The sequence below is a fragment of the Amycolatopsis tucumanensis genome (assembly GCF_021654135.1).
GTDB lineage: Bacteria > Actinomycetota > Actinomycetes > Mycobacteriales > Pseudonocardiaceae > Amycolatopsis_E > Amycolatopsis_E tucumanensis.
In genome coordinates, this window is the sequence record NZ_JAKGSD010000025.1 from 4,561 (window position 1) to 20,367 (window position 15,807).

The 15,807-nt window shown below is 72.6% G+C and carries 18 protein-coding genes; 5 read left to right on the top strand and 13 right to left on the bottom strand.

Annotated features, from left to right (window positions below; all coding sequences use genetic code 11):
- Nucleotides 1–304 precede the first annotated feature (304 nt).
- From L2C96_RS23605 to L2C96_RS23630, 6 genes are read right to left on the bottom strand one after another with little or no spacing between them, the layout of a single operon-like run.
- The gene (locus L2C96_RS23605) at nucleotides 305–580 is read right to left on the bottom strand and encodes a muconolactone Delta-isomerase family protein (protein WP_020423184.1); all 276 of its coding nucleotides are present in this window, start codon (nucleotides 578–580) and stop codon (nucleotides 305–307) included.
- Between the two features lie 13 nt (nucleotides 581–593).
- A complete protein-coding gene (locus tag L2C96_RS23610; RefSeq protein WP_237337794.1) occupies nucleotides 594–1,295 on the bottom strand; it encodes an alpha/beta fold hydrolase in 702 nt (233 codons plus the stop codon).
- Nucleotides 1,292–2,131, bottom strand: coding sequence for a class III extradiol dioxygenase subunit beta (locus L2C96_RS23615; RefSeq protein ID WP_486303671.1), 840 nt, complete (start codon nucleotides 2,129–2,131; stop codon nucleotides 1,292–1,294). Before L2C96_RS23615 ends, L2C96_RS23610 begins: the two co-directional genes overlap by 4 nt.
- Before the next feature lies 1 nt (nucleotide 2,132).
- Nucleotides 2,133–2,477 (bottom strand): protocatechuate 3,4-dioxygenase, encoded by a 345-nt coding sequence (locus L2C96_RS23620; protein WP_237337796.1) that lies wholly within the window; start codon nucleotides 2,475–2,477, stop codon nucleotides 2,133–2,135.
- A gap of 10 nt (nucleotides 2,478–2,487) precedes the next feature.
- On the bottom strand, nucleotides 2,488–3,351 hold the full coding sequence (purU, locus tag L2C96_RS23625; protein ID WP_237337797.1) for a formyltetrahydrofolate deformylase: 864 nt from the start codon (nucleotides 3,349–3,351) through the stop codon (nucleotides 2,488–2,490).
- The gene (locus tag L2C96_RS23630) at nucleotides 3,348–4,193 is read right to left on the bottom strand and encodes a methylenetetrahydrofolate reductase (protein ID WP_237337798.1); all 846 of its coding nucleotides are present in this window, start codon (nucleotides 4,191–4,193) and stop codon (nucleotides 3,348–3,350) included. Before L2C96_RS23630 ends, purU begins: the two co-directional genes overlap by 4 nt.
- A 162-nt stretch (nucleotides 4,194–4,355) precedes the next feature.
- Here L2C96_RS23630 and L2C96_RS23635 point away from each other — a divergent pair, with 162 nt between their 5' ends.
- The 3 genes from L2C96_RS23635 to ligM are packed head-to-tail and all read left to right on the top strand — an operon-like array spanning nucleotide 4,356 to nucleotide 7,170.
- Nucleotides 4,356–5,075 carry a PIG-L deacetylase family protein gene (locus L2C96_RS23635; protein WP_237337799.1) on the top strand — a complete coding sequence of 240 codons (720 nt, stop codon included), beginning with the start codon at nucleotides 4,356–4,358 and terminating at the stop codon, nucleotides 5,073–5,075.
- Entirely contained in the window at nucleotides 5,072–5,770 is a 699-nt protein-coding gene (locus tag L2C96_RS23640) for a 4-carboxy-4-hydroxy-2-oxoadipate aldolase/oxaloacetate decarboxylase (RefSeq protein ID WP_237337800.1), read from the top strand. The genes L2C96_RS23635 and L2C96_RS23640 overlap by 4 nt, the downstream gene beginning before the upstream one ends.
- On the top strand, nucleotides 5,767–7,170 hold the full coding sequence (gene ligM / locus L2C96_RS23645) for a vanillate/3-O-methylgallate O-demethylase (protein WP_237337801.1): 1,404 nt from the start codon (nucleotides 5,767–5,769) through the stop codon (nucleotides 7,168–7,170). The genes L2C96_RS23640 and ligM overlap by 4 nt, the downstream gene beginning before the upstream one ends.
- Nucleotides 7,171–7,219: 49 nt before the next feature.
- Here the strand turns inward: ligM and L2C96_RS23650 are convergent, their stop codons facing one another.
- Together L2C96_RS23650 and L2C96_RS23655 are read right to left on the bottom strand one after the other, a co-directional pair.
- Nucleotides 7,220–8,788, bottom strand: a complete 1,569-nt coding sequence (locus tag L2C96_RS23650) for an SLC13 family permease (protein WP_237337802.1) — start codon at nucleotides 8,786–8,788, stop codon at nucleotides 7,220–7,222.
- A 310-nt stretch (nucleotides 8,789–9,098) separates the two neighbouring features.
- Nucleotides 9,099–9,692 carry a TetR/AcrR family transcriptional regulator gene (locus tag L2C96_RS23655; RefSeq protein WP_020423195.1) on the bottom strand — a complete coding sequence of 198 codons (594 nt, stop codon included), beginning with the start codon at nucleotides 9,690–9,692 and terminating at the stop codon, nucleotides 9,099–9,101.
- A 75-nt stretch (nucleotides 9,693–9,767) separates the two neighbouring features.
- On the opposite strand from L2C96_RS23655, the gene L2C96_RS23660 reads away from it, so the two are divergent.
- Nucleotides 9,768–11,090 (top strand): cytochrome P450, encoded by a 1,323-nt coding sequence (locus L2C96_RS23660; protein ID WP_308191178.1) that lies wholly within the window; start codon nucleotides 9,768–9,770, stop codon nucleotides 11,088–11,090.
- Nucleotides 11,091–11,126: 36 nt separating this feature from the next.
- Here the strand turns inward: L2C96_RS23660 and L2C96_RS23665 are convergent, their stop codons facing one another.
- Nucleotides 11,127–11,924: a sigma-70 family RNA polymerase sigma factor gene (locus L2C96_RS23665; RefSeq protein WP_237337803.1), complete on the bottom strand. Its 798-nt coding sequence runs from the start codon at nucleotides 11,922–11,924 to the stop codon at nucleotides 11,127–11,129.
- A 64-nt stretch (nucleotides 11,925–11,988) separates the two neighbouring features.
- On the opposite strand from L2C96_RS23665, the gene L2C96_RS23670 reads away from it, so the two are divergent.
- The gene (locus tag L2C96_RS23670) at nucleotides 11,989–12,639 is read left to right on the top strand and encodes a nitroreductase (protein ID WP_237337804.1); all 651 of its coding nucleotides are present in this window, start codon (nucleotides 11,989–11,991) and stop codon (nucleotides 12,637–12,639) included.
- A 21-nt stretch (nucleotides 12,640–12,660) separates the two neighbouring features.
- On the opposite strand, the gene L2C96_RS23675 is transcribed toward L2C96_RS23670, so the two are convergent.
- Genes L2C96_RS23675 through L2C96_RS23690 form a run of 4 tightly spaced genes read right to left on the bottom strand, consistent with a single transcriptional unit; the run spans nucleotide 12,661 to nucleotide 15,769 of the window.
- Entirely contained in the window at nucleotides 12,661–13,821 is a 1,161-nt protein-coding gene (locus L2C96_RS23675; protein WP_237337805.1) for a hypothetical protein, read from the bottom strand.
- On the bottom strand, nucleotides 13,818–14,384 hold the full coding sequence (locus tag L2C96_RS23680; protein ID WP_020423200.1) for an RNA polymerase sigma factor: 567 nt from the start codon (nucleotides 14,382–14,384) through the stop codon (nucleotides 13,818–13,820). The genes L2C96_RS23675 and L2C96_RS23680 overlap by 4 nt, the downstream gene beginning before the upstream one ends.
- 57 nt (nucleotides 14,385–14,441) lie before the next feature.
- Nucleotides 14,442–15,476: an alcohol dehydrogenase catalytic domain-containing protein gene (locus tag L2C96_RS23685; RefSeq protein WP_237337806.1), complete on the bottom strand. Its 1,035-nt coding sequence runs from the start codon at nucleotides 15,474–15,476 to the stop codon at nucleotides 14,442–14,444.
- 26 nt (nucleotides 15,477–15,502) lie between these two features.
- Nucleotides 15,503–15,769, bottom strand: coding sequence for a DUF1876 domain-containing protein (locus tag L2C96_RS23690; protein WP_237337807.1), 267 nt, complete (start codon nucleotides 15,767–15,769; stop codon nucleotides 15,503–15,505).
- Nucleotides 15,770–15,807 lie beyond the last annotated feature (38 nt).

Genomic DNA, 15,807 nt, shown 5'->3' on the forward strand with positions numbered 1-15,807 from the left:
CGGTGCGCCTCCCCCGGGGACGCGCAGGGCGGCCTGCACTTCCGGGAACGCTGCGCACTCAGAGCTCCCAGGAACGCGCCGGGCGCGACCGATCCTCCGGGAGGCGCTTCGCACGGCTCCAGGCGAGCAGCGCCACCACGGCCCGAGCCCACCACGGCGAGGCAAGCGGCGCCCTCCCCACCGGCGACGCGCTGCGCCTCCCCAGGGACGCGCCGAGTGCCCTGCACTTCCGGGAAACGCTGCGCACGCAGAGCGCCCAGGAACGCGCCGGGAGCGCCCGCTCCTCCGGGAAGCCCTGGCGCGCTCAGCGCTCCTGCGGATGCGTCGCCAGTGCCTCCACCGTGACATCCATCCACGGCCACATCGGCAGCGACGTCAGCGCGTCGTGCAGGGCGGCAGGGTCCTCGGCTTCGTAGAGGCCGATCGTGGCGTTGCGGCCGGGGACCCGCCACAGCCGCTTCAGCACGCCGTCCGCCCGCAGCTCCATCGCCCGCTCCCGCTCCGCCTTGCGCAGCTGGTCGCGGGTCTGGCCGGGCGTGTCGGCGGGCAGCCGGTTCTCCGTGCGGACCAGGAACTCCACGAAAGACTCCTCCTCAGACCAGGGACAACAGCAGGCCGGCCAGTTCCTTGGGCGCGGTGACCATCGCCTCGTGGCCGGTGGCGATCGTGTGCACCGGCCAGCCCCGCGCGGCGGCCCGCTCGGCGTGGGGCTGGAAGACCCGCATCCAGTCGGTGCACTCGGCGAACGCCGCGGGCACCCGCTCCACCGCGCCGGTCAGGCGCAGCGGTTCGGTGTAGCTCAGCCACGGGTGCGGGGTCAGCCGGACGCTCAGCCAGTCCACATCGGACTGCTCGGTCACCCCGAGCACCTGCAGCGACCGCACCGGGATCAGCCACCCGAACCCGGCCGTGGCGACCGACTCGCGGTAGTGCCCGGCGATCGTCTCCGGCTGCAGGTCGACCGCGGCCTCGCCGTCGTCGCCGACGAACGCGTCCAGGTACACGCGCCGCGCCACCCGGTCCGGCACCCGGTCGGCCACGCCGGTGATCACCTGCCCCGCGTAGCTGTGCCCGACCAGCACCACGTCGTCCACCTCCCACGCCTCGATCAGGGCCACGACGTCCTCGACATGCGTGCCCAGCCCGACCGACGGGCTCAGCAGGTGCGCGCGATCGCTCACCCCGGTCAGCGTCGGCGTGTGCACCTCGTGCCCGGCGGCGCGCAGCAGCGGCGCGACCCGCTGCCACACCCAGCCGCCGTGCCACGCGCCGTGCACCAGCACGAAGGTGCTCATGCGCCCAGCTCCTCGAACAGCGCCATCCCGGCGGCGGTGTTGGACGCCGGCACGTGGTAGGTCTCGTGCACCCGCCGGATGTTCTCGCTCAGCGCGCCGCGCATCACCAGCCACATGATCAGCTCGATCCCCTCCGTCCCGGCCAGCCGGATGTAGTCCTCGCGGGTCAGCGCGGCCAGCTTCGCCGGCTCGGTCTCGATCGCCTGCAGGTACATCCGGTCGAACTCGCTGTTGATCAGCCCGGCACGCGCGCCGGCCAGCTGGTGCGACATCCCGCCGGTGCCGAACACGGCGACCTTCTCCGCGCCGGGGAACGACCGGATCGCCCGCCCCAGCGCCTGCCCCAGCGCGTAGCAGCGGGCCGCGGTCGGCTGCGGGTACTGGATCACGTTGACCAGCAACGGGATCACGCGGCACGGCCACGCCTCGCCCGGCTCCGGGCAGTACACCGACAGCGGCACGGTCAGCCCGTGATCGACGTCGAGGCGGTGGAAGGTGGCCAGGTCGAACCCCTCGTCCACCAGTTCGCGGACCAGGTGCTCGCTCAGTTCCGGCGCCCCCCGCACCACCGGCACCGGGCGGCGGCCCCAGCCCTCGTCGGCCACCTGGTAGGACTCCGCGGTGCCGATGCCGAAGGCGGGCACCAGGTCCAGGTCGATCGCATTGGCGTGGTCGTTGTAGACCACGATCGCCACGTCCGGCGTGTGCCGCGCCATCCACTCCCGCGCCGGGGCGTAGCCGTCGAACAACGGCTTCCAGTACTCGTCGCCGGTCTTGCCGTTGTCCATCGCCGCGCCGATCGAGGGCACGTGCGAGGTCGCCAGACCCCAGATCACCTCAGCCAAACTTCCGCCCTCCCGAGCGCAGCGCCGCCGCGAACTCCTCCGCGGTCATCCCGGTGAACACGCCACCGAGGTACTGCATCGACTTCTGATCCATCATCGCGAGCTTGAACGTGTAGAAAATGGACGCGCCCAGGTCGAGCATCCCGGTCCAGTCCCGGTCCAGGACCGCCTTCTTCTGCTCCGGCGACAGCCCGTAGGCATCGCAGTAGGCGGCCTCGTCGGCGCTGAACCGCTCGCGGTTGGCGGCGTCCTTCAGCGACAGGCACATCCGGTTCAGGGCGTAGCCCCGCCTGCTGGCCGCGAGATCCAGGACGTAGTCGTCGCGTGCCTGGCCCATGTCCCCTCCTTCAGAAGACGACGGTGGTGTTGCCGTCGCGGATGACTCGGTCGTCGCAGTGCCACGACACGGCGCGGGACAGCACGAGCCGTTCCACGTCAGCGCCGCGGCGCTGCAGGTCGCGGGCGGACTCGCGGTGCGACACCCGGATGACGTCCTGCTCGATGATCGGCCCCTCGTCGAGGTCCTCGGTGACGTAGTGGGCGGTCGCGCCGACCAGCTTCACGCCGCGTTCCTTCGCCCGCTGGTAGGGGCCCGCGCCCATGAACGCGGGCAGGAACGAGTGGTGGATGTTGATCACCGGCACGCCCAGCTCGTCCAGGAACCCGCCGGACAGGATCTGCATGTACCGGGCTAGCACCACGAGGTCGACGTTGCCCTTGAGCAGGTTCAGCTGTTCCTTCTCCGCCTCGGCCTTGCGCTCCTTCTCCACCGGCACGTGGAAGAACGGGATGCCGAACTGCCGGACGTCGTCGCCGAGATCGGGGTGGTTGGAGATCACCATCGGCACCGTCATGCGCAGCTCGCCGCGCCGTTGCCGCCACAGCAGGTCCAGCAGGCAGTGGTCCAGTTTGGACACCAGGATCGCCACGCGCTTGTGCCGCCGCGCCTCGACCAGCCGGAAGCTCAGGCCGAGCTCGTCCACCAGCTTCGCGTCCAGCGCCTCGCCCAGCGCGGGCAGCTTCGACGGCAGGTCCGGCAGGTGGAAGACGGTGCGCTGGAAGAACCGGCCGCCCGCGGGGTCGCTGGTGGACTGGTCAAGGGCGACCACGTTGGCGCCGTGTCCGGCCAGGATCGCCGACACCGCCGAGACGATGCCCGGCCGGTCGGCGCCCTGCACGATGAGCCTGCCGTAGTCCTCGGCGACGATCATGACCGGCCGTCCCGGGCGCCGAGCGCGGCCAGCAGGCCCTGCCGCCACCGTTCCGTGCCCTGGAGCTCGTTGAACGTGAAGATGTGCAGGCCGCGGATGTTCCCGGCGGGCCGGGACGCGAGCCGCCGCGCCAGCTTGCCGGGCTGGTAGGCGCCGGGCAGCAGGAACCGCCACAACAGGTTTTGCTGCTTGCGCAGGAACCGCGCGGACTGACCGAGACCGAGGCCGGCCGAGATGCGGATCAGCTTCTGCCGGTTGACCGGGCCCGGGATGCCGACGTGCACGGGCAGGTCGATGCCGGAGGCGGCGATCCGCTCCGCCCAGGCGTGCGTGGTCGCGGCGGTGAAGCAGATCTGCGTGAGGATCCGCGTGGCCAGCGGCGCCTTCTGCTTCAGCGCGAGGTCGACCGCCTCCTGCGGGATCACGCCGTGCCCTTCGGGATAGCCGCCGATGCCGACCTGGCGGAAGGAGTGCCCGGCGCGCTCCAGCGCCTGCAGCAGCGAGTACGCGTCCGGGAAGCGACCGGCCGGAGCGGGTGCGTCCCCGCCGACGACGAACACCGAGTCGGCGCCGGCCTCCCGCAGGCGGGAGGCCACGTCGGCGACGTGCCGGTCGTCGCGGAACAACCGCGCGGCCAGGTGCGGCGTGGCGCGGTAACCGTGGCCGAGCAGCCGTTCGGTGAGGTCGAGGGTGGTGTCGAGCCCCTTCGCCTCGGTGACCGTGACCGTCAGCGGCACGGTCACCGGCACGTGCTCGAGGACCTTCCGTTCGGTGCTCGGGAACGGCATGACCTCGTAGCTCATGGCGCGCACGAGATCCGCCAGGCGACCGGAGTGGCTCATGCAGCCCAGTAGACCCGAGCCGGCGCGGGGTTTCGCCCGGCATCGAGACAGCCCCGGGCGCGACAAATGACGCACGCCGGAGCCGCCTGGAGGACCTCACGGCGGCCCCGCGCGGCTCCTAGTGTCCATCGTGGGCGGCGACGACGACACGAGGAGAAGGCGATGACGTTACTGGTGGTCAGTGCGCACGCGGGGGATTTCGTCTGGCGCGCGGCGGGTGCGATCGCCCTGGCCACCAGCCGGGGCCGGCGGGCCAAGGTGCTGTGCCTGAGCTTCGGCGAGCGCGGCGAGTCCGCGAAGGCCTGGCGCGAGGGCAGAACGCTGGACGAGATCAAGAAGATCCGCCGCGGCGAAGCCGAAAACGCCGCCGGAGTCCTGGGCGCGGAGATCGAGTTCCTCGACGCCGGCGACTACCCGCTGCAAGAGACCCCTGAGCTGGTCGACCGGATGGTGCGCGTCTACCGGGAGGTCAACCCGTCGGTGGTGCTGACGCACCAGCTGGCCGACCCCTACAACGGCGACCACCCCGCGGCCGCGCGGATGGCGTTGCAGGCGCGGGTGCTGGCGCAGGCCATCGGCTACGACGCCCCGGGCGAGCCGCTGGGCGCGCCGCCGGTGTTCTTCTTCGAACCGCACCAGCCGGAGCAGTGCGACTTCAAACCGAACGTGCTGCTGGACATCACCGAGGTGTTCGACACCAAGCGCAAGGCGATGGAGTGCCTGCCCGCGCAGCAGCACATGTGGGACTACTACACCGATCTCGCCAAACGCCGTGGCGTGCAGGTCAAGCGCAACGCCGCGCCCAACCTCGGGCTGCCGCACCACACCATGGGCGAGGCCTACATGCGCCTCTACCCGCAGGTGACCGGGGAACTCGCATGAGGACGGTCGTCGTCACCGATCCTCCGCGCGCCCCGATCGAGAAGGTCGACAAGCTCGCCGAGTACGGTGTCGCGACCGTGCACGAAGCGCTGGGCCGCACCGGGTTGCTCGGGCCGCACCTGCGTCCGATCCAGAACGGTTCCCGCGTTGGCGGCACCGCAGTCACCGTGCTGTGCTGGCCCGGCGACAACCTGATGATCCACGCCGCCATCGAACAGTGCCGCCCCGGTGACCTCCTGGTCGTCACCACCACGTCTCCCTGCCAGGACGGGTTGTTCGGCGAACTGTTCGCCACCGCCCTGCAGTACCGGGGCGTGCGCGGGCTGGTCACCACCACCGGCGTCCGCGACGTGGCCGACCTGCGTGCCATGGGCTTCCCGGTCTGGTCGGCCGCGGTGTCCGCGCAGGGCACCGTCAAGGCCACCGCGGGCGCGGTCAACGTGCCCATCGTCGTCGGCGGGCAGCTGATCCACCCCGGCGACGCGGTCCTCGCCGACGACGACGGCGTGATGGTCGTGCCCCGCGCCGACCTCGACCGCGCCCTCGACAAGTCCCGCGCCCGCGCGGAGAAGGAAGAAGCCACGCGGAAGGCCTTCCGCGACGGCGAACTCGGCCTCGACCGCTACGGCCTGCGCAGCAAGCTCACCGACCTGGGCGTCACCTACGTCCCCTACCAGAACGGATCCCCCGCATGACCGCCAAGAACCTGCAGGAAGTGCTCGACCAGGCAGGCAACCCGGTCGAGCTGCTGCGCGCCTCCCAGCTGGGCGCCTACATCTACCCCGTCGTGCCGAGCGAGTTCACCAACTTCCGCCGCGAGGTCACCGCCTGGCGGGAGACCGCGGTGCTGTTCGACCAGAGCCACCACATGGTCAACCTGTTCGTCTCCGGCCCGGACGCGCTCAAGCTGATCTCCGACACCGGCATCAACAGCGTCGCCAAGTTCCCGGTCAACACGGCGAAGCAGTTCGTGCCGGTCTCCCCCGAGGGCGGCGTGATCGGCGACGGCATCCTGTTCCACCTCGCCGAGGAGGAGTTCGTCTTCGTCGGGCGCGCTCCGGTCGCGAACTGGCTCACCTACCAGGCCACCCGCGGGTACAACGTCGACCTGCGGCTGGACCAGCGCTCCCCCTCCCGCCCCTACGGCAAACCCGTCACCCGCGACCTGTGGCGCTTCCAGATCCAGGGCCCGCGCGCGTGGGAGGTCATCGAGAAGGTCAACGGCGGCCCGGTCGAGCAGGTCAAGTTCTTCCGCATGGGTTACCTGACCATCGCCGGCGAGCGCGTCCGCACCCTGCGCCACGGCATGGCCGGCGCTCCCGGACTGGAGATCTGGGGCCCGTACGAGACCTACGACAAGATCCGCGACGCCATCCTGGAAGCCGGGCGCGAGTTCGGCCTCGAACCGTGCGGCGCCCGCGCCTACTCGTGCAACACCCTGGAATCCGGCTGGATCCCCTCGCCGCTGCCCGCCGTCTACACCGCCGAGGAACTGCGGCCGTACCGGGAGTGGCTGCCCGCCGAGAGCTACGAAGCCACCAACGCGCTCGCCGGCAGCTTCGTCTCCGACGACATCCGCGACTACTACCTCAACCCCTGGGAGCTCGGCTACGGCGGCTTCGTCAAGTTCGACCACGACTTCATCGGCCGCGACGCCCTCGCCGCCATCGACCCGGACACCCAGCGCCGCAAGGTGACTCTGGCCTGGAACGCCGAGGACGTCGGCAAACTCCTGGCCAACCCGGTCGCCAAGGACGGCCCGGTCTACCAGTTCTTCGACCTGCCCAACGCCAACTACGGGTCGTCCAACTTCGACTCGATCCTCGACGCTGATGGCAACGTGATCGGACTGTCCCTGTTCACCGGCTACAGCGCCAACGAACGCACCGCCCTCTCCCTCGCCACCATCAACCCCGACGTCCCCCTCGGCGCCGAGGTCACCGTCGTCTGGGGCGAGCCCGGCGGCGGCAGCCGCAAGACCACCGTCCAGCCGCACGAACAGTTCGCCGTCCGCGCGATCGTCAGCCCCGCGCCGTACTCGGTCATGGCGCGCGAGTCCTACCAGCCGGGCTGGCGCACCGCCGTGACCGTCTGACCCCGGGCGGGCCGGTCGCCACCCGACGGGGGTGGCGACCGGTCATCCATCACGCGAACCCGACCGCGGCGACCATCACCGGGATCAGCAGCATGATCAGGATCGCGCCGATGACGTCGAACGCCGCGCCGGAGCGGATCATCTTGGTGATCGGCACCGCGCCGGAGCCGTAGACGATCGCGTTCTGCGGCGTGGACACCGGCAGCATGAACCCGAACGACGCGGCGAAGGTCGCGGCCAGCGCCGGGGTGAACGGGTCGACCCCGGCGGCGATCGCGATCGGGATGACGATCGGCACGACCACCGCCGCCGACGCGGTGTTGGAGGTCGTCTCGGACACCAGGATCGCCAGCAGCACCGCGAAGACCGTGAGCGCGATCCCGCTGCCGATCCCGAGCGCGCCGGCCAGCCCGTTGCCCACCCGTTCCGCGAGCCCGGTGTCGGCCAGCAGCGAGCCGAAGATGATGCCGCTGCCGAACAGCAGGATGGTGCCCCAGTCGATGCGGGCGGCCTCGGACCAGGTGAGCGTGAATCGGCGCTCCCGCCAGTTGGTCGGCAGCACGAACAGCAGCGCGGCGCCGAGGACGGCGACGATGCCCTCGTCGAGCCGGTCGCTGACCAGTTCGTAGGCGCGGGAGTCGTTGCCTGCCACCAGTGCCACGATGCCCGGCGTCACCCACAGCACGACGGTGATGCTGAAGGCGATCAGGGTGTTGCGCTCGGCGGCCGAGAACCCGCCCAGCTTCGCCCGCTCGCCGGCCACGTACTCCTCGACGCCGGTGAGCTTCTTGATCTCCGGGCGGTTGAGCAGGATCAGCAGCACGATCAGGACGACGAACATCGCCGCGCAGGCGGGCAGCGCCATCGTGGTCCACTGCAGGAACGAGATCCGCTCGCCGGTGGCCTCCTCGATCAGGCCGCGCCCGATCAGGTTGGGCGGCGAGCCGATCGGCGTGAGCAGCCCGCCGACGCTGGCGCCGTAGGCGAGGACGAGCATCAGCGCGATGCCCACCCGCAGCCGCAGCGGGTCGAACCGCTCCCCCTCCGGCGTCCGGGTGCGGATCAGCTCGGCGATGACGGTCAGCAGGCCGACCGCGGTCGGCAGCAGCATCGCGACGGTCGCGGTGTTGGAGATGAACGCCGACAGCACGCACGTGACGAACCCGAGCGCGGCGATGACGCGCCAGGTGCTGCGGCCGACGCCGGGGACGGAGAGGATGAAGAAGGCGAACCGGCGGGCCAGCCCGTGCCGGAGCATCGCCTGGGCCAGGATGAACGCCCCGATGAAGACGAACACCGTCGACGAGCCGAACGGTTCCAGCACGTCGTCGGCGGGCAGCACGCCGAGGACCACGATGGCGGCGACCCCGATCAGGCCGCCGATCGGGATCGGCACCGGTTCGCACACCCACAGCACCACCACGCCGAGCAGCACCGCCGCCAGGGTCTGCTGGCTGGAGTCCAGCGCGGTGGGCACGAACAGGAAGACGATGGTCACGAGCGGCGCGAGCACGAAGCCGACGGTCCGCCGGGCCCGCTCGAACCGCTCCTCCGCCGGGGACAGCTTCTGCTCCGCGAGGCCCCGGTAGGTGCCGCCGGTCAGCAGGGCCGAGGTCACGCTCTCCGTACGCTCTCTGGTGCGTTCCTCACTTGTGGACATAAAGGGACGATAGCGACGAACGTGACGCACGTCACTCTTTCGTGTCCGGTCTCGGTCGGCTGTTCACGAACCGTGCACCGATCCCGAGGGAGATGCCCCGGGGGCAACAGGCTGCCGCGGGAGGTGGACCTCGGCGAGGGCCTTGAGTTCGCGGGCATGGTGCTACCGCGGCACCGCGGTCATGGGCAACGCCTGATGCTCGCACCGGTGAACGGGATCGTCGTCCCGCGGGACCCCCGCCCGGCGAGCGCGACGGCCGTCGAGCAGGTCAGCGTGCCCGGGGGCCCATGATCAGCATGACGACCTCGGTCGCCACGTCCACCGTGCCCGCCAGGTTCCCGCCCTCCTCCAGGGTGATCGCGATCAGCTCGCGCAGCCCGCCGAACAGGGTGATCGCCAGCTCCCGCGACGGGGGCACCACGCCGGCCGCCCGCAGTTCGGGCGTGTCCGCCAGCGTGCGCATCAACGCCACGAACGAGTCCATCGTCTCGCGGGACAGCGCACGGCCCGCCTCGCCCAGCGACGGCGCCGCCCGCATCCAGCTCAGGCACAGCGCGGGATCGCTCTCCATCGACGCGATCAGCGCCTCCACCGCCTGACGCGCCTGCGCCTGCCAGGGCGCGTCCCGCTCGACCGCGGCCGCGATGTCCCGGATCATCCGCGCGTTGGTCTGCCGCAGCAGCTCGACGAAGCACTCCTGCTTGCTCGCGAACTGCTCGTAGAAGGTGCGCTTCGACGTGCGCGCGTGGTTCACGACGTCGGCGATCGTGACGTCGTGGTAGTCCCGTTCGCGCAGGGCGGCGGCCATGCCCTGCAGCAGCCGGTCGCGGAACCCGGTGCCCGCCACGTCGACGTCCGTCACGCGGTCAACCTAACCCAGCCGCTTGACCGGGCGGCACGTCCGGCTCTACCGTGCCTGGTACTCGGCGGTACCACGGTGGAGGTGGATGTCGTGACGACCCGGCTGCAGGACGGCCTGAAACCGGTGGTGCGCTGGGGCATCGGCCACGCGCTGCCCCGCACGGTCCTGCGCGCCGCGGCCCGGCGCGGCGACCTGCAGGCGCGGCTCGTCGCCGAAGCCGCGGTCTCCCCCACCGCCGCGTTGTCCGGCCTGTTCGACGAGATCCGCGGCCACGGCCCGCTCTACAAGGGCTCCTTCGCCTACGTCACGACCAGCCACGCGGCGGTGCGGGAAGTGCTGACCAGCAACGACTTCCGCGCCGGCGTGGGCGCCGGGTCCGACGGGGTGCTGGCGCGGCTGAGCGAGTGGTCGGCGTCGGACACGCTGCACCCGATCGCGCCGCCGTCGCTGCTGGCGACCGAGCCGCCGGACCACACCCGCTACCGCAAGCTGGTGACCCGCGTGTTCACCGTCCGCGCGGTGGAGAAGCTGCGGGCCCGCACCGAGGAGATCGCCCGCGAGCTGCTGGACGCGCTGGACCCGGACCGGCCAGTGGACCTCGTCGAGGCCTACTGCGCGCTGCTGCCGGTGACCGTGATCGCCGAGATCCTCGGGGTGCCGCCGGAGCAGCGGCAGCGGGTGCTGGAGCTGGGCACCGCCGCCGCGCCGAGCCTGGACCTCGGGCTGCCGTGGCGGGAGTTCCGCGCGGTCGAGTCGGCGCTGGCCGACTTCGACGCCTGGCTCGGCGACCACCTGGACCGCCTGCGCGCCCGCCCCGGCGACGACCTGCTCAGCCAGCTGGTCGCGGCACGCGAGGACGGGGTCGGGCTGACCGATCTGGAGCTGCGGGCGACCGCCGGGCTGGTGCTCGCCGCGGGCTTCGAGACGACGGTGAACCTGCTCGGCAACGGCATCACCCTGCTGCACGACCACCCCGAGCAGCTCGCCGCGCTGCGTGCGGAGCCGTCGCTGTGGCCGAACGCGGTCGACGAGATCCTGCGCGTCGACCCGCCGGTGCTGCTCACCGGGCGCACCTGCCTGCGCGACACCGAGGTCGGCGGCGTGCGGGTCCGCGGAGGCTCGGTGGTGACGACGATCCTGGCCGGCGCCAACCGCGACCCGGAGGTCTTCGAGGACCCCGCGAGGTTCGACGTCCGCCGCGAGAACGCCCGCGAGCACATCTCGTTCTCGGCGGGCAGGCACTACTGCCTGGGCGCCGCGCTGGCCCGCATGGAGGGCGAGGTCGGTCTGCGGACGCTGTTCGACCGCTTCCCGGACCTCCGCCTCACCCCCGGCGCGACCCGCCGCGGCACCCGCATCCTGCGGGGCTTCGAACACCTGCCGGCGCGGCTGCGCTGACCCCGGTCAGAGCACGTTGACCGTCCGAATCGGACCTCACGCCAGAGCCAGTGCGGTCCGCGCCAGGCGGGCGGGGCTGCTGATCAGCTCGTAGCCGGCGACCAGTCCGCGGCTGATCGTGAACCGGATCGCCAGCCGGAGGCGGCCGTCCGGCGCGATCACCAGACCCGGTTCGCCGTCGACGAGGGCGAAGTCGGCGAACCGCGCGTTCCGGCCGAACACGACGATCTCCTCCGCCACGCGGCGGGCGCCGCGCACGTCGGGGCGGCCGTCGGCGCGGCGCACCACGTCCGGGCTCAGCACCGCGACGATCGCGTCGAGGTCGCCGGTCCGGGACGCCGCCAGGAACGGCTCGATCACCCGCCGCTGACCGGCCGCGTCCGGGCTCGGGGAGGTGCCGCGGACCTTCGCGCGTGCCCGGCTGGCGAGCTTCTTCGCCGTCGCCGTGGTGCGGCCGACGATCGGGGCGATCTCGTCGAACGGCACGGCGAACACGTCGTGCAGCACGAACGCGACCCGCTCGTCGGGGCCCAGCCGGTCCAGCACCACCAGCAGCGCGCGGCCCACCTCCTCGGCGAACAGCACTTCCCGGTCCGCGCCCGGCGCGGGATCGGGTTCCTCCACGGGCTCCTGGCGGGCGCGCTGCCGGAGCATGTCCAGGCACACCCGCGACAGCACCGTCCGCAGCCAGCCGGCCGGGTTGCGCACCTCGCTGGTGTCCGCGCGCGCCATCCGCAGCCACGTCTCCTGGACGGCGTCCTCGGCGTCGGCGAGCGAGCCGAGCATGCGGTAGGCCACGCCGGTCAGCTGCTCGCGATGCGCTTCGAAGTCCACCGGTCACCTTTCGCCGCCGTCGGTCGTCACCACTTTAGGACCACTCACGGGCGGAAAGGACACTGTGGACGTTTACGAAGCGGTCGCGACGCGCCGGGCGGTGCGCTCCTTCCGGGACACGCCCGTCCCACACGAGGTGCTCTCCCGGGTGTTGCGGGCGGCGGCGCGGGCGCCGTCCGGGGGAAACCTGCAGCCGTGGCACGTGTTCGTGGTGACCGGCGAGCCGCTGGCGGATCTGAAGAAGCGGACGCTCGAACGCGTCGCGGCAGGCGACCCCGGCGACCCACGCGAGTACCCGATGTACCCGCCCGATCTGCCGTCCCCGTACCGGGAACGCCGGTCCGCGGCGGCGGCCCGGCGCTACCGGAACATCCCCCGGGACGACGCCACCGCCCGGCAGGCCACGGTCGCGCGCAACTGGGACTGCTTCGGCGCCCCGGCCGCGTTGTTCTGCTACCTCGACCGGATCATGGGCGCCGCCCAGTGGGCGGACGCCGGCATGTACCTGCAGACGGTGATGCTGCTGCTCCGCACGGAGGGGCTGGACAGCTGCCCGCAGATGGCGTGGTCGGTCTACCGCACGACGGTGGCCGAGGTGGTGTCACCGCCGGAACGGCTGGTGCTCTTCTGCGGCCTGTCCATCGGCTACGCCGCCGTGACCCCGGAGCGCACCGAACGCGCCCCGCTCACCGAGACCGTGACCTTCCTCGGCTGAGTCACCGTCCACTGTGGCCGGTCATCGCAGCACGACCGGGCCGTTGTAGAGGGCGGCGCCCCGCGCGTCCAGCACCCGCACCCAGGCCTCGCCCGTGTCGGGGTACACCGGCTTCGCGCCGTCGGGCAGCCAGGCCGCGAACGTCCCGTTCACGACGGGCACGGTGACCGGCTCCCCGGTGCCGAAGTCTGCGACCACGCTCGTGGCCGACCGGGGCACGAGGCCCACGAAGGGCACCTTCCCGGCCTGCGCGGGCACCGACAGCCGACGGACCGGGATCGACCTGCCGAGGAACGTGTCGAGGTGCAGTGACGATCCGGTGGGCGCGGTGACGCACGCGATCATGTGCTCGGCGCTGCGCCCCAGCACCACGCGGTACGGCCCGTGCTCCAGCAGGCCGCCGGGCTGGTAGGCATCGGCGTCGGCGGGCGGTGCGGGCAGCGCGGCCAGGCATTCGCCGAGCGCGCGCCCGGCGGGCGAGGTCCGGTCACCCTGCTGGTCGACGATGCTGACCAGCGGCGCCGGGGCCGGCGGCAGTTCGACCCGCGGACCGGGGCGGGTCCGCTGGCCCTCGACCGACTTCCCGGCCCACAGGGTGGTGGTCGCCGGGTCGGTCGCGGTGAACGCGGTGAACACACCGGTCCCCGGCGTGACCGGCTCGACGGTGATGCCGAGGCCATCGGGCAGGGACAGCTCGATGCTCGGCCACGACGGATCGGCGACCCCAGCGGCCAATCCGGTCCCGGTGTAGAGCAGCAGCCCGGTGCGGCTGCCCGCGGCGTAGGCCGGCTCGGCGGACGGATCGGACACGGTGACCGTGGTCGCCGTGGTCTCGCAGAAGACCGGCCTGCCGCCGGCCAGGTAGGAGGTGACGACGTCGTCGCCGAGCACGCGGCTGCCGGTGGCGCGCCACTCCTCCCGCGGCGGGACCTGCCCGGTCTTGCCCGCGGACTCGATCGCGCCCCAGCACCGGTCGTCGACACCACCGGAGCCGACGGGAACCGGCGCGGACGAGCGGAAGAACTGGGCGCCGACCAGCACGCCGGCGACGAGCACGACCACGGCGGCGCCGGCCACGAGGGCGCGGCCGCGGCGGGGGGCCATCCCGGCTCGCACGGTGGCGCGCATCCGTTCGCGCACCTCGGGCGGCAGCTCGCGGCGCGGCGGCAGGGTGTGGCTCATTTCTCCTCCAGCAGGGCACGGAGCCGGGCGCGGGCGCGCGACAGGTGCGCGCGCACGGTCACCTCGGCGACCTCGAGCAGGGCGGCGGCGTCGGCGACCGGCAGCTCGCCGAGCAGGCACAGCTCGACGACCTGCCGTTGCGCCGCGGGCAGGGCGCGGACGGCGTCGATGATCAGCCGCAGGCGCGCTTCGCCGTCGAGGCGGTCGGCGACGCCGTCGGCGTGGTCGGACACCGGGGCGGGATCGGGCATCCGGCGCAGCAGCCGCAGCCGCCGCGTGCGGCCGCGGTGCTCGTCGCGCGCGAGGTTGCCCGCGACGGTGAACAGCCAGGGCAGCGCGCTGTCGCGCACCAGGGTGAGGTCGGCGCGCTTGCGCCAGGCGGTCAGGAAGGTCGCGGAGGTGAGGTCCTCGGCGCTGGCCCAGGAGCCGGTCAGCCGGTAGGCGTGGTTCCACACCGCCTGCGCGTGGCGTTCGAAGAGCGCCGCGAAGGCTTCGCGATCACCCCGCGCCCACAGATCGGCGTCGCCCGGCTCCACCGGTACCCCCAGCCCGGTCAGTTGCATGGTCACACCGGACAGTGGCCGGCACGGCGCTCGATGTTGTCACCGCGCCCGATGTTGTCACAGGGACCAGAGCGACGCGCCGAGGTCGAGCACGACCCTGGCCGGGATCTCGCCGGCCCGCAGCTCGGCGAGGCAGGTGTTGACGTCCTCCAGCGCGCGGGTCTCGGCCACCACGCAGGTCCGCCCGGCGGCGTGCAGCGCGAACACGTCGGCCGTGTCGCGGCGGGTCCCGCCGATCGAGCCGGTCACCGTCTTCCCGCCGGTCACCGCGTCGAACAGCGGCACCGTCAGTGCGCCGCGGGCGGGCAGCGCGACGCACACCAGCCGCCCGCCGCGCCGCAGCGACCGGTAGGCCTGGGCGAGGGACTCCGCGGACGGGGCCAGCGCGAGCGCGACGCCGGCGCCGCCGAGGAGGCCGATCTCGACGGACGGGTCGGCGAAGCGGGCGTCGACGAGGTGGTCGGCGCCCACCCGGCGGGCCAGGTCCAGCTTCTCGTCGTCGACGTCGACCGCCACCACGCGGCCGCCGGCCATGCGGGCGTACTGGATCGCGAGGTGCCCGAGCCCGCCGACGCCGAACACCGCGACCAGCTCACCCGCGGCAAGCCGGGACACCTTCACCGCCCGGAACGCGGCCGTCCCCGCGCACGTCAGCGCGGCGGCGTCCACAGCGGACAGTTCCTCCGGGACCGCCACGGCGTACCGGTCGTCGGTGAGCGCGTACTCGGCGAAGGTGCCGTCCGCGGAGCACCCGGTGTCGCACTGGTCCTCGCACAGGTTCTCCCAGCCGGACACGCAGTGCTCGCAGTGCCCGCACGCGGAGCCGAGCCAGCTGATCGCGACGCGCTCCCCCGGCCGGTGCAGCGAGGCGCCGGGCCCCAGCTCCTCCACCACGCCGACGCCCTCGTGCCCCGGCACGGTCGACGGGCGCGGCCGCAGCGGCCAGTCGCCCCGCAGGAGGTGGACGTCGGTGTGGCACAGGCCGCTGGCGAGCATCCGGACCAGCACCTGGCCCGGTCCCGGCTCCGGCACCGGGCGGTCCCGGATCTCCAGCTTCGCGCCGGTCTCGGGCACGACGGCCGCTTTCACCACGGTCCTCCCCTTGGCCGGCCGCGCTGTCAGTACCGCAGGTGCGCGGGCTGGTGCGTCACTTCCTCGATGTCGCCCGCGGCCGCGTCCAGCAGCCGGTGCGCCAGGTCGCTGAGCGCCCGCGCGGTGGCCAGCTCGTCCCCGATCTCGGGCACGTTGGTGTCGGCCGGGTTGAGGCGGGCGGTCCCGATCCCGACCAGGCTGGTCCGCTCGCCGGTGTGCAGTCGCGCCGTGGCGCGGGTCCGCGTCTCGTGCTCGTCGATCACGATGTCGACATGCCAGTTCTTGTCCCGCATGGCAGCCTCCCGGTGGTCTCCGGCTTCCACGCTGCTCC